This is a genomic window from Hydrogenophaga pseudoflava NBRC 102511, assembly GCF_001592285.1.
GTDB lineage: Bacteria > Pseudomonadota > Gammaproteobacteria > Burkholderiales > Burkholderiaceae_C > Hydrogenophaga > Hydrogenophaga pseudoflava.
The window spans coordinates 115,315-136,409 of sequence record NZ_BCWQ01000005.1 but is presented as its reverse complement, the minus strand read 5'-3'; the positions used below and the strand labels follow the sequence as shown (position 1 = coordinate 136,409).

General features: G+C 68.0%; 17 protein-coding genes. 13 read left to right on the top strand and 4 right to left on the bottom strand.

From position 1 onward, the window contains the following. Nucleotides 1–48: 48 nt before the first annotated feature. Together HPS01S_RS08250 and HPS01S_RS08245 are read left to right on the top strand one after the other, a co-directional pair. Nucleotides 49–1,263 carry a M20 aminoacylase family protein gene (locus tag HPS01S_RS08250; protein ID WP_066153772.1) on the top strand — a complete coding sequence of 405 codons (1,215 nt, stop codon included), beginning with the start codon at nt 49–51 and terminating at the stop codon, nt 1,261–1,263. Continuing rightward, complete coding sequence (locus HPS01S_RS08245) at nt 1,260–2,369, top strand: M14 family metallopeptidase (RefSeq protein ID WP_066153771.1); 1,110 nt, start codon at nt 1,260–1,262, stop codon at nt 2,367–2,369. The genes HPS01S_RS08250 and HPS01S_RS08245 overlap by 4 nt, the downstream gene beginning before the upstream one ends. A 21-nt stretch (nt 2,370–2,390) precedes the next feature. Here the strand turns inward: HPS01S_RS08245 and HPS01S_RS08240 are convergent, their stop codons facing one another. The 3 genes from HPS01S_RS08240 to HPS01S_RS08230 all read right to left on the bottom strand — a co-directional run bounded on the left by HPS01S_RS08240 (nt 2,391) and on the right by HPS01S_RS08230 (nt 4,943). Then, complete coding sequence (locus HPS01S_RS08240) at nt 2,391–3,050, bottom strand: TetR/AcrR family transcriptional regulator (protein WP_066153768.1); 660 nt, start codon at nt 3,048–3,050, stop codon at nt 2,391–2,393. Between the two features lies 1 nt (nt 3,051). After that, nucleotides 3,052–4,260 carry a patatin-like phospholipase family protein gene (locus tag HPS01S_RS08235; protein WP_066153765.1) on the bottom strand — a complete coding sequence of 403 codons (1,209 nt, stop codon included), beginning with the start codon at nt 4,258–4,260 and terminating at the stop codon, nt 3,052–3,054. Nucleotides 4,261–4,382: 122 nt separating this feature from the next. Beyond that, a complete protein-coding gene (locus tag HPS01S_RS08230) occupies nt 4,383–4,943 on the bottom strand; it encodes a phasin family protein (RefSeq protein ID WP_066153763.1) in 561 nt (186 codons plus the stop codon). A gap of 208 nt (nt 4,944–5,151) precedes the next feature. On the opposite strand from HPS01S_RS08230, the gene HPS01S_RS08225 reads away from it, so the two are divergent. From HPS01S_RS08225 to HPS01S_RS08175, 11 genes are all read left to right on the top strand, one after another. Next, entirely contained in the window at nt 5,152–7,137 is a 1,986-nt protein-coding gene (locus HPS01S_RS08225; protein WP_066153760.1) for an SDR family oxidoreductase, read from the top strand. Nucleotides 7,138–7,201: 64 nt separating this feature from the next. Continuing rightward, on the top strand, nt 7,202–8,113 hold the full coding sequence (gene argB, locus HPS01S_RS08220) for an acetylglutamate kinase (RefSeq protein ID WP_066153758.1): 912 nt from the start codon (nt 7,202–7,204) through the stop codon (nt 8,111–8,113). A 2-nt stretch (nt 8,114–8,115) separates the two neighbouring features. After that, a complete protein-coding gene (locus tag HPS01S_RS08215) occupies nt 8,116–8,808 on the top strand; it encodes a response regulator (protein WP_066153755.1) in 693 nt (230 codons plus the stop codon). After that, a complete protein-coding gene (locus HPS01S_RS08210) occupies nt 8,792–10,285 on the top strand; it encodes an ATP-binding protein (RefSeq protein ID WP_066153753.1) in 1,494 nt (497 codons plus the stop codon). Before HPS01S_RS08215 ends, HPS01S_RS08210 begins: the two co-directional genes overlap by 17 nt. A 61-nt stretch (nt 10,286–10,346) precedes the next feature. After that, nucleotides 10,347–11,024 (top strand): nucleoid occlusion factor SlmA, encoded by a 678-nt coding sequence (slmA, locus tag HPS01S_RS08205; RefSeq protein ID WP_066153750.1) that lies wholly within the window; start codon nt 10,347–10,349, stop codon nt 11,022–11,024. A gap of 180 nt (nt 11,025–11,204) precedes the next feature. Beyond that, entirely contained in the window at nt 11,205–11,906 is a 702-nt protein-coding gene (locus tag HPS01S_RS08200) for a TetR/AcrR family transcriptional regulator (RefSeq protein WP_066154053.1), read from the top strand. A 39-nt stretch (nt 11,907–11,945) separates the two neighbouring features. Beyond that, nucleotides 11,946–13,742 carry an acyl-CoA dehydrogenase C-terminal domain-containing protein gene (locus HPS01S_RS08195; protein WP_066153748.1) on the top strand — a complete coding sequence of 599 codons (1,797 nt, stop codon included), beginning with the start codon at nt 11,946–11,948 and terminating at the stop codon, nt 13,740–13,742. A gap of 31 nt (nt 13,743–13,773) precedes the next feature. Further along, nucleotides 13,774–14,211, top strand: a complete 438-nt coding sequence (locus HPS01S_RS08190; protein WP_066153745.1) for a DUF2147 domain-containing protein — start codon at nt 13,774–13,776, stop codon at nt 14,209–14,211. A gap of 29 nt (nt 14,212–14,240) precedes the next feature. After that, nucleotides 14,241–16,640 (top strand): 3-hydroxyacyl-CoA dehydrogenase/enoyl-CoA hydratase family protein, encoded by a 2,400-nt coding sequence (locus HPS01S_RS08185; RefSeq protein ID WP_066153743.1) that lies wholly within the window; start codon nt 14,241–14,243, stop codon nt 16,638–16,640. Nucleotides 16,641–16,649: 9 nt separating this feature from the next. Next, nucleotides 16,650–17,855 (top strand): acetyl-CoA C-acyltransferase, encoded by a 1,206-nt coding sequence (locus HPS01S_RS08180; protein ID WP_066153741.1) that lies wholly within the window; start codon nt 16,650–16,652, stop codon nt 17,853–17,855. A 102-nt stretch (nt 17,856–17,957) separates the two neighbouring features. After that, nucleotides 17,958–18,779, top strand: a complete 822-nt coding sequence (locus tag HPS01S_RS08175; protein WP_066153739.1) for an acyl-CoA thioesterase — start codon at nt 17,958–17,960, stop codon at nt 18,777–18,779. A gap of 25 nt (nt 18,780–18,804) precedes the next feature. Here the strand turns inward: HPS01S_RS08175 and HPS01S_RS08170 are convergent, their stop codons facing one another. Further along, on the bottom strand, nt 18,805–21,087 hold the full coding sequence (locus HPS01S_RS08170) for a patatin-like phospholipase family protein (RefSeq protein WP_066154049.1): 2,283 nt from the start codon (nt 21,085–21,087) through the stop codon (nt 18,805–18,807). Nucleotides 21,088–21,095 lie beyond the last annotated feature (8 nt).

Sequence of the window (21,095 nt, the reverse complement as noted above, 5' to 3'; positions counted from 1 at the left end):
CTCCAGGGCCGTGCATGGCTACCATGGCCGTTTGCAGATGAGGACACCATGCAGCTGATCGACTCCATCCTGACCCAGTCCGCGGCCATCGCCGCCGTGCGCCGCGACATCCACGCCCATCCCGAGCTCTGTTTTGAAGAGGTGCGCACCGCCGAGGTGGTCGCCGCCAAACTGACCGAGTGGGGCATCCCGGTGCACCGGGGCATGGGCACGACCGGCGTGGTGGGCATCGTGCACGGGCGCGACGGTGGCGCCAGCGGCCGGGCCATCGGCCTGCGCGCCGACATGGACGCGCTGCCCATGCAGGAGCACAACCACTTCGCGCACGCCAGCCAGCACGCCGGCAAGATGCACGCCTGCGGCCACGACGGCCACACCGCCATGCTGCTGGCGGCGGCGCAGCACTTCTCGAAACACCGGAACTTCGACGGCACGGTCTACCTGATCTTCCAGCCGGCCGAAGAGGGCGGCGGCGGTGCCCGCGAGATGATCAAGGACGGCCTGTTCGAACAGTTTCCGGTCGAGGCCGTGTTCGGCATGCACAACTGGCCGGGCCTGCCGGTGGGCAGTTTTGCCGCCAGCGCCGGCCCGGTGATGGCGTCGAGCAACGAGTTCCACATCGTCATCCGCGGCAAGGGCTCGCACGCCGCGCTGCCGCACAACGGCATCGACCCGGTGCCCGTGGCCTGCCAGATGGTGCAGGCCTTCCAGACCATCATCTCGCGCAACAAGAAGCCGGTGGACGCCGGCGTGATCAGCGTGACCATGATCCACACCGGCGAAGCGACCAATGTGGTGCCCGACAGCTGCGAGATCCAGGGCACGGTGCGCACCTTCACCTACGAGGTGCTGGACCTGATCGAGCGGCGCATGCAGGAGATCGCCGAGCACACCTGCGCCGCCTTCGGCGCCAGCTGCGAGTTCCAGTTCCGCCGCAACTACCCGCCGACCGTCAACCACCCGGCCGAGACCGCGTTCGTGCGCGAGGTGCTGGCCGGCATCGTCGGCGCCGACCAGGTGCTGGTGCAGGAGCCGACCATGGGGGCCGAAGACTTCGCCTACATGCTGCAGGCGCGGCCAGGCTGCTACATCTTCATCGCCAACGGCGAGGGCGCGCACCGCGAGATCGGCCACGGCGGCGGGCCCTGCACACTGCACAACCCGAGCTACGACTTCAACGACGACCTGATCCCGCTGGGCGCGACCTACTGGGTGCGGTTGGCCGAGCAGTGGCTGTCGCAACCGCGCAAGGACGCCGCATGATCAATCCCCAGTCTGCCTTCGCGCAGTCCTACGCCCGGGCGCGCGTGCAGTTCCTGGAGGGGGCGGCCGCCGCCGGCATGGCCATTCGCAGCCACAACCACCCGCTGCCCGGGCGCGACCAGGAAACCCTGGCCATGGACGTGGCCCTGGACGGACCGCCGGATGCCGAGCGACTCCTGATCGTCAGCAGCGCCTGCCACGGCGTGGAAGGGTTCTGTGGCTCGGGCATCCAGGTGTTTGCCACCCACGACGCCGACTGGCGCGCGCACGCCCGCGCCGCCGGTGTGGCGGTGCTGTACATCCACGCGCTCAATCCCTACGGGTTCTCGCACCTGCGCCGGGTGACCGAGGACAACGTCGATCTCAACCGCAACTTCCAGGACTTCTCTCAACCCCTGCCGGCGAACCCGGCCTATGACGAACTGCACCCGTTCCTGCTGCCGACGGTCTGGCCGCCCGTGGCCGAGAACGAGGCGGTCATCGCCCACTTCATCGGGCGCAAGGGGCTGGGCGCGTACCAGAGCGCGGTCTCCCAGGGCCAGCACAGCCACCCCGATGGTCTGTTCTTCGGCGGCACGGCGCCGACCTGGAGCCACCGCACGCTGCGCGAGGTGTTGCGCGAACATGGGCGCAGCGCGCGCCACATCGCCTGGATCGACCTGCACACCGGGCTGGGCCCGAGCGGCCTGGGCGAGCGCATCTTCGCCTGCCGCGACGACGACGCGGCCCTGCAGCGCGCCCGCGCCTGGTGGGGTGGCGACGGCCAGACGCCCGTGACCTCGATCTACGACGGCAGCTCTGCCTCGGCCCGCCTGACCGGCCTGATGTGGAACGCGGTCTACGAAGAGTGCCCGCAGGCCCAATACACCGGGATCGCGCTGGAATACGGCACCCTGCCGCTGCTGGATGTCCTCAACGCCCTGCGCGGCGACCAGTGGATGCGCCTGCACCCGGACGCGCCGGCCGGCCTGCGGACCGTGATCCAGAAGCGGACGCGGGACGCGTTCTATGTCGACACCGACGACTGGCGCGCCCAGGTGGTGTCCCAGGCCCGCCAGGCCCTGTTCCAGGCGGTGGACGGGCTGCGCCGCAGCCCGCCCCAATAGGCCCAGGCGGCGGCCCCGGGCTCAGGGCGCCGTGCGGTAGGCGCCCGTGAGTTGCAGCAGGTGCTGGCGCTGGCCGGATTCGAGGTACGGCGCCAGCACATTGAGCACGTGCTGCGCACCGCGCAGCAGCGCAGCCTGCGCGTTGTCCGGTTCCAGCGCATGGCGCGGGTCGCGCACGTATTCGAAGCTGAGCCAGTAGGTCAGCAGCACCACCATGCAGTTCGCCGTGGGTTCGAGTTCCCGCGCATCGAGGTCGATGGCGCCGGCGCGCGACATGCCGCTGAGCAGGCTGCGCACCGAACGGATCTTGTTCTTGAGCACGGCCTGGAAGCGCGTCTCCAGCAGCCGGTTCTTGGACAGCAGGTCGTTGAGGTCGCGGTAGAGGAAGCGGTATTCCCAGACGATTTCGAACAGCGAGTGCAGGAAGAACCAGGCGTCCTCCACATTGCGCACGCCGTCGCTGGCCTGCAGCAGTTCGTTGAGCGCCTTCTCGTAGCGCTCGAACAGCGAGTTGATCAGCTCGTCCTTGGCCGGGTAGTGGTAGTACAGGTTGCCCGGGCTGATGCCCAGCTCGGAGGAGATCAGCGTGGTGGAGACATTGGGCTCGCCGAAGCGGTTGAACAGCGCGAGGGTGACTTCCAGGATGCGTTCGGCCGTGCGTCGGGGGGCTTTGCGGGTCATGTCAGGCGCGCTGCGTCTGCAGCCGTTGTTCGAGGGTGTCGAGGGCGCTGCCCAGCCGCTCCAGGGCCGTGTCGCGCCGCACCGGTTCTGCGGGCAGCAGGCGCCGCTGCGGGTCGTGCAGGATGGCCTCGTCCAGCGCGATGCCGTGCCGCGCCAGCACGGGGCCCAGGTGACCGGCCCGGTCGCGCAGCAGTTGCCGGGTCTGCTGGAAGGCGTGCTCGGCCAGTTCGCGGCGCTGGCGGTAGCTGAAGGTGTTGGCGAAGAACAGCTCGGCGTCGCGCTGGTCGGGTTCGATCAGCACGATGTCGGTGCCCGGGTAGCTGCGCTCGTAGTGTCTGAAGCCCAGCGCCAGGCGGGAATGGATCATTGAGCGGAAGGTCTGACTCATTACCGCGGGCAGCCCGCCTTCGACCAGGGACGGAATGTGTTCGCTGGCGGCGCCGGCGTGGAACGGCACCAGCGGGTTCAGGCACAGCAGCAGGTCCACTCCCTCGTCCAGAGCCACCGTGGCGTGCACGGTCTTTTTCAGCGCGCCGTCCACGTAGTGCCGGCCGTCGATGACCACCGGCGGGAACAGGCCGGGCAGGGCGGCGCTGGCCTGGATGGCGCGCGAAATCGGCACATGGTCCCAGCCCGGGCGTCCGAAGGGTGTGGCCTCGCCGGTGTCGAGCTCGGTGGCCACCAGGGTCAGGCGGGCGCGCAGCTGGCGGAAGTCGTTGCTGCGGCCGGGTTTGCTGAACAGGCGCTGGATCTGTTCGTGGATGCCTTCGTTGTCCAGCACGCCGGTGGGCAGCGCGGCGCCCATGCGCTCGAAGGCGTTGGTGAAGCGCTTGCCCTGGGCGGCCCAGGCCCACAGCGCACCGCCCATCAGCGCCGGAACCCGCTGCGCCCGTTCGATGAACTCGCGCCAGGCCGGGCGCATCAGCCAGGCGGGATCGAAGTGGTCGTCGCCCAGCCGGTCCTCGATGAAGGAATCGCACAGCTGGCGCGGTGTGATGCCGTTGACCAGTCCCGCGGCGATGAAGCCGCCGGCCGACACGCCGATGTAGTGGTCGCAACCGTTGAAGTCCAGTCCGTGCAGGCTGTCTTCCAGGGCGCACAGGGCACCGATCTCGTAGATCGCACCCAGAGGCCCGCCGCCGGCAAAGGCCAGCGCGATGCGGGGGGTGGGGCGGGAACGCCGTGTCGAACGGGGGCGGGAAGGCGTCATGCGGTCGAGTGTAGACCGCCACGAAGGCGGCAGGTGTTGCGTTGCAGCAGTCCGCGCGGACGAAAAAAAGGGGCGCCGGGCGCCCCTTCCTGCTCAGCCGAGCGGCGCATGGCCCCGGCCGCTCAGGCCGCCTTCTTGGCGCGCGCAGGTGCCTTGCGGGCGGGCTTGGCGCTGGCGGTTTTCGGACTGGTCTTCGTGGCAGCTTTGGCCGCGGCCTTCGGTGCGGCGGCCTTGCGCGGTGCGGCGGCCTTCACGGTCTTGCCGCCCTCGCCGGCCACGGCGGCGCTGAGGGCGTCGATGCGCTCGATCAGCGCCTCGATGTCGCGCGCCGAGGGCACGCCCAGCTTGTTCAGGGCCTTGGCCACGCGGTCTTCAAAGATGTTCTCCAGCTTGTCCCACTGGCCCGCGGCCTTGCTGCCGATATCGCTGGCCATGTTGGTCATGCGCTGCGTGGCCTCGTTGAGGCGTTCTTCGGCGACAGCCTGGGTCTTGCGCTGGATCGACAGGCCTTCCTTGACCAGGGTCTCGAAGGCCTTGCCGCCTTCGGCCTGGGCCTTGGAGAAAGCGCCGAGGCCGGCCAGCCAGATCTGCTGGGCGGAATCCTTGATCGCGCCGGACAGCGGCGAGGCGGCGGCGGATGCACCGGTGCTGGCGGTGCCGGATTTGCGAGTCTTGGTGACCATGGAAGCTCCGTGAACGGGGTGGATCGGGATGGAGGCGTGGCAATGCCTCAGGGTGATGGGAACTGTACGGCTGTGGCGCCATGCCTGTGTAGGGGCCAGCGACTAAAAACTGGGGTGCGCGCCACGGGTTTGTGCTGAACCGGCGCCATCGGCTAGTGGTGAACAATGAACGGTTGTTCCCGATACCCACAAATCCAGGAGTACCTCGATGCACTATTTCGTCACCGGCGCCACCGGCTTCATCGGCAAACGGCTCGTCAAGAAACTGCTGGAGCGCAAGGGCGCGGTGGTGCACTTCCTGCTGCGCAAGGAAAGTGCGGGCAAGGTGGCAGGGTTGCGCGAGTTCTGGGGCGTGGGCGCGACCCGGGCCATCCCGGTGTTCGGTGACCTGACGGCGAAAAAGCTGGGCGTGAGCGCCGAGGACATCAAGGCGCTCAAGGGCCAGATCGACCACTTCCACCACCTGGCCGCGGTGTACGACCTGGAGGCCGACGCCGAGAGCCAGATCGCCGTCAATGTGGACGGCACGCGCAACACCGTCGAGTTCGCCAAGGCGATCGGTGCCGGGCACTTCCACCATGTGTCGTCGATCGCCGCGGCGGGCCTCTACGAAGGCGTGTTCCGCGAGGACATGTTCGACGAGGCCGAGGGCCTGGACCACCCGTACTTCATGACCAAGCACGAGAGCGAGAAGATCGTGCGCCAGGAATGCAAGGTGCCCTGGACGGTGTACCGGCCGGCGGCTGTGGTGGGCGACAGCCGCACCGGCGAGATGGACAAGATCGACGGCCCCTACTACTTCTTCAAGCTGATCCAGCGCATGCGCCAGATCCTGCCGCCCTGGATGCCCAGCGTCGGCCTCGAAGGCGGGCGCATCAACATCGTGCCGGTGGACTTCGTGGTCAACGCGCTGGACCACATCAGCCACCAGAAGCGCGGCAGCGGTGGCTGCTTCCACCTGGTCGACCCGATGGGCTACCGCGTCGGTGACGTTCTCGACATCCTGAGCAAGGCGGCGCACGCACCCAAGATGAACCTGTTCGTCAACGCGGCGCTGCTGGGCTTCATTCCCAAGAGCGTGAAGAAGGGGCTGATGGCGCTGGCACCGGTGCGCCGCGTCTACCGTGCGGTGATGCAGGACCTCGGGCTGCCCGAGGACATGATGACCTTCGTCAACTACCCCACGCGCTTCGATTGCCGCGAGACCACGGCCGCGCTCAAGGGCAGCGGCATCGCCTGCCCGGACCTCAAGGACTACGCCTGGCGCCTGTGGGATTACTGGGAACGCCATCTAGACCCCGACCTGCACATCGACCGCAGCCTGCGTGGCACCGTGGCGGGCAAGGTGGTGCTGGTCACTGGCGGCAGCTCCGGCATCGGCCTGGCGGCGGCGCACAAGTTCGCCGAGGCAGGGGCGGTGACCATCATCTGCGGCCGCGACCAGGACAAGCTCGACGAGGCCTGCGCCGAAGCCACGGCCAAGGGCTACCAGTTCATCGCCTACCCGGCCGACATCGCCGACATGGCCGACTGCGACCGTTTCGTGCAGCTGCTGATCCAGAACCACGGGGGCGTGGACTTCCTGATCAACAACGCCGGCCGTTCGATCCGCCGCGCCATCGAAAGCAGCTACGACCGCTTCCACGATTTCGAGCGCACGATGCAGCTCAATTACTTCGGTTGCCTGCGCGTGACCATGGGCCTGCTGCCGGGCATGGTGGCCAAGCGCAAGGGTCACATCGTGAACATCAGCTCCATCGGCGTGCTGACCAACGCGCCGCGCTTCTCGGCCTATGTGGCCAGCAAGGCGGCGCTGGATGCGTGGACCCGCTGCGCATCGTCCGAGTTCGCCGACCAGGGCATCTCGTTCACGACCATCAACATGCCGCTGGTGCGCACGCCCATGATCGCACCGACGCAGATCTACAAGAACGTGCCCACGCTCTCGCCCGAAGAGGCGGCCGACATGATCGCGCAGGCCTGCATCTTCAAGCCGGTGCGCATCGCCACGCGCCTGGGGGTGACCGGTCAGGTGCTGCACGCCTTCGTGCCGCGCATCGCGCAGATCGTGATGAACACCAGCTTCCGCATGTTCCCCGACTCCTCGGCCGCCAAGGGAGAGAAGGGGGCGAAGCCCCAGCTGTCGCCGGAAGCCATCGCGATGCAGCAGATGATGCGCGGCATTCATTTCTGACCTTGGGGATCGGGCGGGTGGGGACCTAGAATTTCGGGGTTCCCGTTCTCTCCACCCACCCGCCATGACCAGCCCCAACCACACCCCCGTCGATCTGTCCCACATCCAGCCGCGCGAGAAGGCCGAGCTGCTCGCGCAGGCCCTGCCGTACATCCGCAAGTACCACGGCAAGACCATGGTCATCAAGTACGGCGGCAACGCCATGACCGACCCGGCCCTGCAGCAGGACTTTGCCGAAGACGTGGTGTTGCTCAAGCTGGTCGGCATCAACCCGGTGGTGGTGCACGGCGGCGGCCCGCAGATCGAGACCCTGCTGCAGCGCCTGGGCAAGAAGGGCGAGTTCATCCAGGGCATGCGCGTGACCGACGCCGAGACCATGGAGGTGGTCGAGTGGGTGCTGGGCGGCGAGGTGCAGCAGGACATCGTGGGCCTGATCAACGCCGCTGGCGGCAAGGCCGTGGGTCTGACGGGCCGCGACGGCGCCATGATCCGCGCCCAGAAGCTGCGCCTGGCCGACACGCAGGATCCGAGCCGCGAACACGACGTGGGCCAGGTCGGCGACATCGTGTCCATTGATCCCTCGGTGGTGAAGGCACTGCAGGATGACCAGTTCATTCCCGTGGTCAGCCCGATCGGCTTCGGCGAGAAGAACGAGAGCTACAACATCAACGCCGACGTGGTGGCCGCCAAGCTCGCCACCGTGCTGCAGGCCGAGAAGCTGCTGATGCTCACCAACATCCGCGGCGTGCTGGACAAGGCCGGCAACCTGATGACCGAGCTGACGCCGCGCCGCATCGACGAACTGTGCGAGGACGGCACCATCAGCGGCGGCATGATCCCCAAGATCGCCGGCGCGCTGGACGCGTCCAAGAGCGGCGTGAACGCGGTGCACATCATCGACGGCCGCGTGCCGCATGCGCTGCTGCTGGAGGTTCTGGGTGACCAGCCGTTCGGCACGATGATCAAAAGCCACTGACCATGAGGCTGCTGCTGGTTGAAGACGACGTGATGGTCGCCAGCGGCATCAAGCTGGGGCTGAGCAACGCCGGCTACACGGTGGACTGGGTCGGCAGCGCCGAGCGGGCCGAGCAGGCGGTGGAGAACGACAGCTTCGACCTGGCCATCGTCGACATCGGACTGCCCGGCATCAACGGTCTGGAGCTGACCCAGCGGCTGCGCGCGCGGGGCTGGGCCATGCCGGTGCTGATCCTGACCGCGCGCGACGCGCTGCACGACCGGGTGCAGGGGCTGGACCTCGGCGCCGACGACTACATGCTCAAGCCCTTCGAGCTGCCCGAGCTGCTGGCACGCCTGCGTGCGCTGCTGCGGCGCTCGCAGGCCGCGACCACCGCGGTGCTCAGCCTGGGACCGCTGGAGATGGACACCGCACTGCGCCGCGTCAACCTGGCCGGTCAGACCATGGAGCTGGGGCCGCGCGAGTGGACCGTGCTCGAGTACCTGCTGCTGCAGGCCCCGAAGCCGGCCGCCAAGGACAAGCTGCTGGCGGCGCTGACCGGCTGGGACAAGGAAATCACGCCCAACGCCATCGAGGTCTACGTCTCGCGCCTGCGCGCCAAGCTGGAGCCGGCCGGGGTGGCGCTGCGCTCGATCCGCGGCTTCGGCTACCGGCTCGAACTGCTGCCGCCGTCCGCCCATGCGCGCGAGCCCTGAACACCGGTCGGCCGAAGGCCTGATCTGGGGGCTGCAGCGGCGCCTGCTGGTGCTGCTGTTTCTCCCATTGGGGCTGGTCGGGCTGGTGAGTGTCTATTTCCACTACCAGAGCGCAGGCACCGCGGCCTTGCAGCAGGACCAGCAACTGCTGCGGCTGGTGCCGATGCTGGCCGACTCGGTGGTGGTGACCTTGCCCCGCGACGCCCCCCGACCGATCGACATCGACGCCGACCCTGGGCTGGCCCTGCTGCTGGCGCCGCCGGTGGACGTGTTCCTCAAGGAGCGCGAGGGCTATGCCGGCTACGGGGTGATGGATGCCAACGGCCGTCTGCTGCTCGGGGACCACTGGCTGCCGACCGTGTTGCCTTCCACCGAAGACGCCGAGTTCCTCAGCGTGGTCGACGGCGGCATCACCTACCGGGTGGTGGCGCAGCGCAGCCCGACCGCGGCGGGCGAGCTCATCATCATGCTGGCCGACGGTTCCGATGGGCGCCAGCAGTGGCTGGACACGGTGCTGCTGCGGGTGTTGCTGCCCAACCTGCTGCTCATGGTGGTGGCCGCGGTGGCGGTGACCTGGGCGGTGGCGCGGGCCCTGCGCCCGCTGATCGACCTAAAGGAAGCGGTCGAACGCCGCTCGCCCCGCGATCTCAGCCCCATCGACGCCGAGAGCGCCCCGGCCGAGGTGCGGCCGCTGGTGTCCTCGCTCAACCGCCTGTTCTCGCTGGTGAACGACCAGACGCAGGCGCAGCGCCGCTTCGTGGCCGACGCTGCGCACCAGCTGCGCACGCCGCTGGCCGGCCTGCAGGCGCAGGTCGAGGCCTGGTCGCAGGCGGCACGCTCGATGGGGGGCGCAGAAACGCTCAGCCTTCGGGTGGAGCAGGTGCACCGCCTGCGCGACGCGACGCGCCGGACCTCGCAGCTGGCCAACCAGCTGCTGGCGCTCTCGCGCGCCGACAGCGTGAGCGCCAGCACCCACCCGATGGAGCAGGTCGACCTGCAGGAGCTGTGCGAGAACATCCTGGCACTCCATCTGGATGCCGCGGCCGACAAGCAGATGGACCTTGGGCTGGAGGCCGCGCCGGCCCAGACCCGCGGCCACACATGGCTGCTGCGCGAGCTGCTGATCAACATCGTGGACAACGCGGTCAAGTACACCCCGCCGGGCGGGCGCATCACGCTGCGCTGCGGGCAGGACCTCGCGGCCGAACCGCCACAAGCGTGGATCGAGGTGGAGGACGATGGGCCCGGCATTGCGGAGGACGAGCGGCAGCGGGTGCTGGAGCGCTTCTACCGCCTGCCCGGCACCCAGACCGATGGCAACGGGCTGGGGCTGGCCATTGCCGACGAAATCGCCCGATCCCACCACACCCAGCTGCAGCTGCTGACCGGCGGAAACGGGCGGGGATTGCGCGTGCGCGTGGTGTTCGAGGCGGTCCGGGCCGGCGGGAGGCCTGTGCGAGAATCACCGGAGGGATGACACACCACGGGCCGGACGCATGGCCAGCCCGACTGCTGAACACCAACGGACCCGACCACCCATGAGCTCCAGCGCTTCCTCGTCCACGGCCGCCGCCTCTCCCGATGCCGCCAGTGAAGGCGCTGAGAGCACCGAGTCCGGTGGCCGCAAGCGGCCCAAGCCCGGTGAGCGCCGGGTGCAGATCCTGCAGGCGCTGGCGACCATGCTGGAACAGCCCGGCGCCGAGCGCGTGACCACCGCCGCGCTGGCCGCCCGGCTGGATGTGAGTGAAGCTGCTCTCTACCGCCATTTCGCCAGCAAGGCCCAGATGTTCGAGGGCCTCATCGAGTTCATCGAACAGTCCGTGTTCGGTCTGGTCAACCAGCTGGGCGAGCGCGAGCCCGATCCGGTGCTGCGTTCGCGCAAGCTGGTCACGCTGCTGCTGCAGTTTGGCGAGAAGAACCCCGGCATGGCGCGCGTCATGGTGGGCGATGCCCTGGTGTACGAGAACGAGCGCCTGCAGCAGCGCATGAACCTGTTCTTCGACAAGATCGAGTCGGCGCTGCGCCAGAACCTGCGCGAGATCGCCGTGCTCTCGTCGGCGACCACCCCCACCGTCGATGCCCAGGCCGATGCCTCGGTCATCACGGCCTTCTGCATGGGGCGGCTGCAGCGTTTTGCCCGCAGCGGCTTCAAGCGCCCGCCCAGCGAGAACCTTGACCACGGCCTGCGCCTGCTGCTGCCCGACGGGCGCCTGTGACCTCCCGGGTCCGAGTGTGCGGGTAAACCCGCAGATGCCGGCGCTGGGCGCCGCGCATTAGGGCGCAGCCCCTAGACAAAATTCCCGTTGCACGCCGCAGGTTGCGCCTGGGGTCATTCTTTTGCGGTAAAAATAGCACGACCGTTCGATTTGTGGGCGGTCTTCTTTTTTTATCACCGCATGAGCGCCACCACTTCCTCCAAACGCCCGCGCAGCGACGCCGCCCTCACGCGGTCGCTGCAAAAAGGCCAGCAGACCAAGGCCGCCATCGTCGATGCGGCGCTCGGTCTGGCGACGCAGATCGGCCTGGAAGGCCTGTCCATTGGCGCGCTGGCCGAGGTCATGCAGATGAGCAAGTCGGGCGTGTTTGCGCACTTCGGTTCGCGCGAGGAGCTGCAGATTTCGGTGGTGCGCGAGTACCACCACCGTTTCGAGGAAGAGGTCTTCTACCCGGCCATGTCGGTGCCGCGCGGCCTTCCACGCCTGCGCGCGCTGTTCGACAACTGGATGAAGCGCACCTCGGTGGAAATCGACTCGGGCTGCCTCTACATCAGTGGCGCAGTGGAGTTCGACGACCGGCCAGGGCCGGTGCGCGACGCGCTGGCCAGCTCGGTCAGCACCTGGCTGGCGGCCATGAAACGCGCCATTGAGCTTTCCATCGAAGAGGGCCACCTGCGCGCCGACACCGACGCCGACCAGATGCGCTTCGAGATCCATTCACTCATCCTCGCGCTGCATTACGAGGCCCGCTTCCTGCGCGCGCCCGACTCGCTGCAGCGCGCGGTGACGGCCTTCGAGGGCATCGTGCAGCGCTACAGCGCGGGCGATGCCACCGAACTCGTCCCCGCTCGCAAGACGGCTCGCAAACCGCGCGTCGCCTGACCTTCCCTTTCTTCACAAACCCTCCACAGGAGTTCACACATGCCCGTCTACAACCCGCCCCTGCGCGACATGCAGTTTGTGATGCACGAGGTGCTGAACGTCAGCGCCGACTTCCAGTCCATGCCCCAGCACGCCGAGATGGATGCCGACACCATCAACGCCGTGCTCGAAGAGGCCGGAAAGTTCGCCTCGCAGGTGATCTTCCCGCTGAACATCAGCGGCGACACCGAGGGCTGCACGCTGGACAAGGCCACACACGAGGTCAAGACGCCCGCCGGCTTCAAGGAAGCCTACAAGACCTACACCGACGGTGGCTGGTCGGCGCTGTCGTGCGACCCCGAGTACGGCGGCCAGGGCCTGCCCCTGGTGGTGAACCAGTGCCTGTACGAGATGATGAACTCGGCCAACCAGGCCTGGACCATGTACCCCGGCCTGAGCCACGGCGCCTACGCCGCGCTGCACGAGCACGGCACGCCTGAGCAGAAGGCCCTGTACCTGCCCAAGCTGGTCAGCGGCGAGTGGACCGGCACCATGTGCCTGACCGAACCCCATTGCGGCACCGACCTGGGCCTGATGCGCACCAAGGCCGAACCGCAGGCCGACGGCACCTACAAGATCACCGGCAACAAGATCTTCATCAGCGCCGGTGAACACGACATGGCCGCCAACATCGTGCACCTGGTGCTGGCCCGCCTGCCCGACGCGCCTCCGGGCATCAAGGGCATCAGCCTGTTCGTGGTGCCCAAGTTCCTGGCCAGCGCCGACGGCACGCTCGGCGCGCGCAATGGCATCTACTGTGGTGGCCTGGAGCACAAGATGGGCATCCACGGCAACGCCACGGCGCAGATCGTCATCGACGGCGCCATCGGCACCCTGGTGGGCCAGCCGCACAAGGGCATGCAGGCCATGTTCGTGATGATGAACGCCGCGCGCCTGGGCGTGGGCAACCAGTCGCTGGGTCTGACCGAGGTGGCCTACCAGAACGCCCTGGCCTACGCCAAGGACCGCATCCAGATGCGCAGCCTCTCCGGCGCCAAGGCCAAGGACAAGCCGGCCGACCCGATCATCGTGCACCCCGACGTGCGCAAGATGCTGCTGACCGCCAAGGCCTACGCCGAAGGCGGCCGCGCGCTGGCTATGTTCAGCTCGGTGCTGCTGGAGAAGGTGCACCACCACCCCGACGAGAAGGTGCGCAAGGACAGCGACGAAATGCTGTCGCTGCTCACGCCCATCGTGAAGGCCTTCCTGACCGACAACGGCTACCAGGCCGCCACCATGTGCCAGCAGGTCTTCGGCGGCCACGGCTACATCAAGGAATGGGGCATGGAGCAGTTCGTGCGCGACGCCCGCATCAACATGATCTACGAAGGCACCAACACCATCCAGTCGCTGGACCTGCTGGGCCGCAAGGTGCTGGGCAACAACGGCGCGACGCTCAAGAAGTTCGGCAAGCTGGTGACCGCGCTGGTGATGGAAGAGGGCGTCAACGAGAAGATGGCCGAGTTCATCAACCCGCTGGCGGTGCTGGGCGAGCAGATCACCAAGTTCACCATGGAGATCGGCTTCAAGGGCCTGCAGAACCCTGACGAGGTGGGTGCCGCCGCGGTGGACTACCTGCGCGTCGCTGGCCACCTGGTGTTCGGCTACTTCTGGGCCCGCATGGCGCAGGTGTCGCTGCAGAAGATCGCCGAAGGCAGCACCGACCCGTTCTACACCGCCAAGCTGCAGACCGCTCGCTTCTACTTCGCCAAGCTGTTCCCGGAGACCGCGACGCTGATGCGCACCGCGCGCGCGGGCAGCAAGGTGCTGATGGACACCGAAGAAGCATTGGCCTGATTCACGCCATTCAACAACACCGGAGACAGACATGAAGAAGACCGCCGTTGCCACCTTGCTGGGCCTCGCCGCCGTGTCTGCCTTCGCGCAGGCAACGCCGGCCGGTCTGTGGAAAACCATCGACGACGACTCCAAAAAAGAGAAGTCGCTGGTGCGGATCACAGAGAGCAATGGCGTCTTCTCCGGTCGGATCGAGAAGCTGCTCGACCCCGACACCAAGCCCGATGCGGTCTGCGAAAAGTGCACCGACGAACGAAAGGACAAGCCGGTGCTGGGCATGACCATCCTGCGCAACCTCAAGCAGAACGCCGACGACAAGGCCGTGTACGACGGCGGTGACATCACCGACCCGAACAACGGCAAGGTCTACCGCGCCCGCCTCAAGCCGGTGGATGGTGGCAAGAAGCTGGAGATGCGCGGCTACATCGGGCCGTTCTACCGGACCCAGGTGTGGCACCGCGTCGAGTGAAACGATCTGTCTTCCCAACAGGACCCAACATGAAACGATTCCAAGTGAAAAAAGTCGCCGTACTCGGCGCGGGCGTGATGGGCGCGCAGATTGCGGCGCACCTGGTCAACGTCAAAGTGCCGGTCGTCCTGTTCGACCTGCCGGCCAAGGAGGGCGCCAAGAACGGCATCGTCACGCGCGCCATCGAGAACCTCAAGAAGCTCAAGCCCTCGCCGCTGGGCGTGGCCGCGGACGCCGACCTGATCGGCCAGGCCAACTACGAGGAGCACATGGAGCAGCTGCGTGGCTGCGACCTCATCATCGAGGCGATCGCCGAGCGCATGGACTGGAAGCTCGATCTGTACAAGAAGATCGCGCCCTTCGTCGCCGAACACGCCATCGTCGCTTCCAACACCTCGGGCCTGTCGATCACGAAACTGAGCGAAGGCCTGCCCGAGGCGATCAAGCCGCGCTTCTGCGGCATCCACTTCTTCAACCCTCCGCGCTACATGACGCTGGTGGAACTGATCAACACCCCGACCACCGAAGCGAAGATTCTCGACGACCTCGAAGCCTTCGTCACCAGCGGTCTGGGCAAGGGTGTGGTGCGCGCCAAGGACACACCCAACTTCGTGGCCAACCGCATCGGCATCGCCGGCATGCTGGCGACGATGAAAGAGGTGGAGAACTTCGGCCTGACGTATGACGTGGTCGACGACCTGACCGGCAAGCGCCTGGGGCGCGCCAGCAGCGGCACCTTCCGCACCGCCGACGTGGTGGGCCTGGACACCATGGCGCACGTCATCAAGACGCTGCAGGACAACCTGAACGAGCAGACCGACCCGTTCTACGGCAGCTTCGGCACGCCGCCCGTGCTGGCCAAGCTGATTGAGCTCGGCAACCTGGGCCAGAAGGCCAAGGCCGGCTTCTTCAAGAAGGTGGGCCGCGACATCCTGCGCTTCGACCTGGACAGCGAGGACTACGTGCCCGCCGGCGAGAAGGCCGACGAGGTGTATGGCCGCATGCTCAAGCGCCCGGCCGCCGAGCGCCTGAAGCTGCTGCGCAATGCCGAAGGACCGCAGGGCCAGTTCCTCTGGGCCATCCTGCGCAACGGCTTCCACTACGCCGCCGTGCACCTGGCGGCCATTGCCGAGACCGCACGCGACGTGGACCAGGCCATGCGCTGGGGCTTCGGCATGAAGCAGGGCCCCTTCGAGCTGTGGCAGGAAGCCGGCTGGCTCGAAGTCGCGAAGATGGTCCAGGAGGACATCGACGCCGGCAAGGCACTGTGCAAGACGCCGCTGCCCGACTGGGTCTTCAAAGGCCCCGTGGCCGAGGCCGGTGGCGTGCACACCGCCCAGGGGTCGTGGAACCCGTCCAGGGGCGTTTTCGAAGCCCGCCGCAGCCTGCCGGTGTATGAGCGTCAGCACTTCCCCGAGCTGCTGCTGGGCGAAGCCGGGCCGAAGTTCGAGACGGCCGGCACCACCATCGAAGAAAATGATTCGATCCGCGTCTGGACGCTGGACGGCGAGGTGCTGATCGCCAGCATCAAGACCAAGATGCACGCCATCAGTCCCGAGGTGTGCGAAGGCCTGATGGCCGCCATCGACCTGGCCGAACAGGAATACCAGGGCCTGGTGATCTGGTCGGGTGACGAGCCCTTCAGCGCTGGCGCCGACCTGCAGGCCATGCTGCCCGCCTTCATGGCCGTGGGCGTGGCCGCCATCGAAGACGCCGAAGGCTTCATGCAGCAGATGATGCTGCGCCTGCGCTACGCCAACGTGCCGGTGGTCAGCGCCGTGCGCGGCCTGGCCCTGGGGGGAGGATGCGAACTGGCGGTGCACAGCGCGCGCCGCGTGCTGCACATGGAAAGCTACGTCGGTCTGGTCGAGGTGGGCGTGGGCCTGGTGCCGGGCGCCGGCGGCCTGACCTACATCGCACGCCGTGCGGCCGAGAACGCCGAGACCTCGACGGGCAAAGATCTGCTGCCCTTCCTGACCGAAGGCTTCACTGCCGCGGCCATGGCCAAGGTCGGCACCAGCGCCATCGAGTCGCGCAAGCTCGGCTACGTGCTGCACTCCGACCTGATCGTGCCCCACAAGGACGAGCTGCTGTTTGTCGCCATCAACGAAGCCAAGGCCCTGTTCGCGGGCGGCTATCGCGCGCCGCACAAGCGCCTGTTCCCGGTCGCCGGCCGCGACGGCAAGGCCACCATCCTGGGCAGCCTGGTCAACATGCGCGACGGCGGCTTCATCAGCCAGCACGACTTCCACATCGCCTCGCTGATTGCGAACGTGGTCACCGGCGGCGACGTCGAAGCCGGCACGCTGGTGAGCGAGGAATACCTGATGACGCTGGAGCGCCAGGCCTTCTGCTCGCTGATCGTCCACCCAAAAACGCAAGAGCGCATTCTGGGCATGCTCAACACCGGCAAGCCCGTCCGCAACTGAGGAAGCGACATGAAACAAGTTCAAGACGCCTACATCGTCGCCGCCACCCGTACGCCCATCGGCCGTTCACACAAGGGCTCCTTCAAGCACCTGCGGCCGGACGACCTGCTGGCCCACGCGCTGCGCGCCGCCATGGCCCAGGTGCCCAGCCTGGACCCGAAGGCGGTGGAAGACGTGATCGCCGGTTGCGCGATCCCCGAAGCCCAGCAGGGCCTGAACGTGGCGCGCATCGGCGCCATCCTGGCCGGCCTGCCCAACTCGGTGGGCGGCATCACGGTCAACCGCTTCTGCGCCTCCGGCCTGTCGGCCGTGGCCATGGCGGCCGACCGCATCCGCGTCGGTGAAGCCGACGTGATGATCGCCGCCGGCACCGAGAGCATGAGCATGGTGCCCATGATGGGCAACAGCCCCAGCCTCTCGCCGACCATCTTCCGCAACACCGACGACATCGAGAGCTACGGCATCGCCTACGGCATGGGCCTGACGGCCGAGAAGGTGGCGCAGCAGTGGAAGGTGAGCCGCGACGCGCAGGATGCCTTCGCCGTGCAGTCGCACCAGCGCGCCGTGATCGCCATGAACAACGGCGAGTTCACGGACGAGATCACCCCGGTGACGGTGCAGGAGCGCAGCGTGGACCTCGAGTCGGCCGAGGTGTCGGTCACCGAACGTGTGGTGAGCCTGGATGAAGGTGCGCGCCCCGATACCTCGCTCGAAGGCCTGGCCAAGCTGCGCACCGTGTTCGCCGCGCGTGGCTCCGTCACCGCCGGCAACAGCTCGCAGACCAGCGATGGCGCGGGCGCGCTGATCCTGGTGAGTGAGGCCGCTCTCAAGCGCTACAACCTCACGCCGCTGGCGCGCTTTGTCAGCTACGCCAGCCGCGGTGTGCCGCCGCACATCATGGGCATCGGCCCGGTCGAGGCGATCCCCGCTGCGCTGAAGTACGCCGGCCTGAAGCAGGACGACATCGACTGGTTCGAACTCAACGAAGCCTTCGCTGCGCAGTCGCTGGCCGTGATGAACACACTGGGCCTGGACCCGGCCAAGGTCAACCCCATGGGCGGCGCCATCGCGCTGGGCCACCCGCTGGGCGCGACCGGTGCCATCCGTTCCGCCACCGTGGTGCACGCGCTCAAGCGACACAACAAGAAGTACGGCATGGTGACGATGTGCGTGGGCATGGGGCAGGGCGCCGCCGGAGTATTTGAACGCGTGTGACCACGCGCCCCCCGCGCCGCTTCGCGTCACCCCCCAGAGGGGGGCGGCACTGGCGACCCGGCAAAGCCGGTTCCGCGGTGCCCTTGAAGGAGACACGTCTGTATGAGCGCTCACGTATTTGATCAAGCGATTGCGCTGACCTCCACGGGTAACGGGCTCTACACCGGCGCCACCTCACCCGCCTACGCCAACATGGTGGGGCCGTTCGGTGGCATCACGGCCGCGACGATGCTCAACGCCGTGATGTTGCACCCGTCCCTGCTGGGCGAGCCGCTGTCGCTGACGGTGAACTACTGCGCGGCGCTGGCCGACGGGGCATTCGAGGTCTCAGCTCAGCCGGTGCGCACCAACCGCTCCACCCAGCACTGGGTGGTGTTGGTCACCCAGGCCGGTGCTTCGGGCGAGGCCGAGACCGTGGCCACCGCGACGGTGGTCACCGCGGCCCGGCGCGAGACCTGGAGCGTGGACGACGAGCCCATGCCCGCGGTGCGCAGGCCCGACGAGGTCAAGCCCTATACCGTGCCCTCGCCGGTGGAATGGATCCGGCGCTACGAGATGCGACCCATCGAGGGCGCCATCCCGCGCACCTGGGACGGCACTGGCAGCGACAGCCGCTCGCGCCTGTGGATGCGCGAGGCCGTGCCGCGTGCGTTGGACCTGTGCGGCCTGGCCGCGCTGGCCGATGTGTTTTTCCCGCGCATCTGGCTGCGCCGTGCGACCTATGTGCCGGCCGGCACGGTGTCGATGACGGTGTACTTTCACGCCGGCGCGGCTCAGCTGGCCGAGGTCGGCCACGGCTGGGTGCTGGGCCAGGCCCGCGCGCAGGCCTTCCGCAACGGTTTCTTCGACCAGACGGCGCTGCTCTGGAGCGAGGTCGGGCACCTGCTGTGCTCCAGCCACCAGGTCGTCTACTACAAGGAGTAGCGGAGGGGCGTGGGGTGCGTTCTGTTCAGGGGCGGCCCAGGAACAGGTACAGCCCCGTGTAGCCTTTGGGCGCGCTCACCACGCTCAGGTACAGCGGACCCATGCCCGTGTCCGCGCCGATGAACAGGCTGGTGCCCCAGCGCAGGCCGTGGATGCTGATGTCGCGCCGGCTGGCCCAGGCGTTGCCGGCCTCCAGTGAACCGCCCGCAAACAGCGCGCGCGCCACGCCCACGTTCCAGGGCAGGCGTTGGTAATAGGTGAGGCGGCCGAACAGCAGGTAGTTGCCCGCGACCTGGCCCACGCGGTAGCCCGAGAGCTGCTGGAAGCCACCCAGAGAGAACTCGTCGATGGCGCCCACCGGCACCCGCGTGGCGCGGGCGAAGCGGGCGCCGACGTTCAGCGTGTGTGCGCCCCAGGAGTGCACCGTGCTGCCGTTCATTTCCAGCCGGTTGAACGAGACGTCATTGCCCCCCGAGACCAGGCGCCGCCGGCCCGCCGCCAGCTCGCTCTGGAAGCGGTAGCCGGACGACGGGAAGTTGGCGTAGTCCAGCTGGTCGGAGATCAGCGCGGCGCGCACACCGACGTCGCGCCATTTCTGTGTGGCGATGAGTTCGCTGTCGTCGACCTCGCGCGAGACCAGCTCGGGCGTGGCCTTGTGCAGACCCAGCTGCACGCCCAGGCGCAGGTCGCCGTAGCGTCCCAGCAGGCCGATCGGCCAGCCGTAGTCGGCGCCCAGCTTCAGACCCTGCCGCGTGCCGGTGCCCAGCGCCTGACCGTCGGCGCCGTAGACCTCCAGCCGTTTGAGGCTGGCGTCGACATAGCCCGCGACGAAGCTGTCGTTGGCCCGGCCCAGCGGCTGGTAGAGCTCCGAGAAGGCGGCCAGCGAGGCGCCGATCTGCAGCCGGTTGCGCCATTCGGCGCCGCTGTCGTTGAACCAGTGGCGGTTGTGGCCGATCAGCAGGTTGAAGTCGCCACGCCCGTCGAAGTCGGTGCGCAGGTCCAGGCCCAGGCGCAGGTAGTTGGGGCCCCAGTCGTTCTCGCGCAGGCCGATCACCAGCGTCTCGTCGGTGTTGTCGCGCACCCGCTCCAGCCGGTAGTCGACGCGGTCGTAGTCGCCCGTGGCCGAGAGCTTCTGCAGGTCGGCCTCGATCTGCGGCACGTTGACCCGCTGCCCGGGCGCGGTGTCCAGCGCCAGCGCCAGCGGCTCGACCCGGCTCCCGGGCACGCCCTCGAAGCGCACCGCCTTGATCTGGCCCATGCGCTCGGCGTAGGCCTGTGCGTTCATGCCGCGGCTGGCCTGCCACTGCGCGTAGCCGGCCGGGTCCGCTGAGAAGCGCCTGAGCGCCTCGGCCACGCTGCGCGCGTGGTCCAGGCCGATCTTCACAAGCTCGGGCGCCTTCTCGAAGTCGGCCGAGGTCAGCTTGCCCAGCGAGGGCTGGATCAGCAGGTCGGCGGGCGTGAGCGTGGCGATGCTGGCCTGCACGTTCTGCTCGGTCAGGATGTTGACCATCTGCGTGGTGATGCCCAGCAGGCTGCCCAGGGTCTCGCGCCCGGCCAGCGGCGTGCCGATGTTGACCGCGATGATCACGTCCGCGCCCATGCGGCGCGCCACGTCCACCGGCAGGTTGTTCACCAGGCCGCCATCGCCCAGGATCTGGCCGTCCATCTCCAGCGGCGCGAACACGCCGGGCACCGACATGCTCGCGCGCATGGCCGCGGCCAGGTCGCCGTGGTCCAGCACCACGGCCTTGCCGGTCTCCATGTCGGTGGCCACGGCACGGAACGGGGTGGGCAGCCCGTCGAAGGTGGCCAGCAGGCGCGTGGACAGCGTGTAGCGGCGCAGCAGCAGCTCCAGCGAACGCGTCGACACCGCGCCCGTGGGCAGGCGGAACTCGCCGTCGCGGAAGCCGATCTCCAGCACCGGCGAGAGCTCGAAGTCCTCTTCCTTGCGGCGCTGCGAGAGCAGCTGGCGCGGCACGCGGCGCTCGAACATGTCGCCCCAGTCGACCTTGAGCAGCTCGCGTTCGAGGTCGTCGGCGCTCATGCCGGCGGCGTACAGGCCGCCGATGATCGCGCCCATCGAGGTGCCGACGATCATGTCCACCGGCACCTTCATTTCTTCCAGCACCTTGAGCACGCCCACGTGCGTGAGCCCGCGCGCGCCACCGCCCGAGAGCACCAGGGCGACCTTGGGTTTCTGCACGGCGGGCGGAGGCGCGGTCGGTGCCGGGGTCTGCGCGTTCGCGGCAGTGGCCGACAGCAGCCACAGCGCGGCCAGCAGGGCGCGCAGCCAGGGAAACGGGGACATGTGGGGCA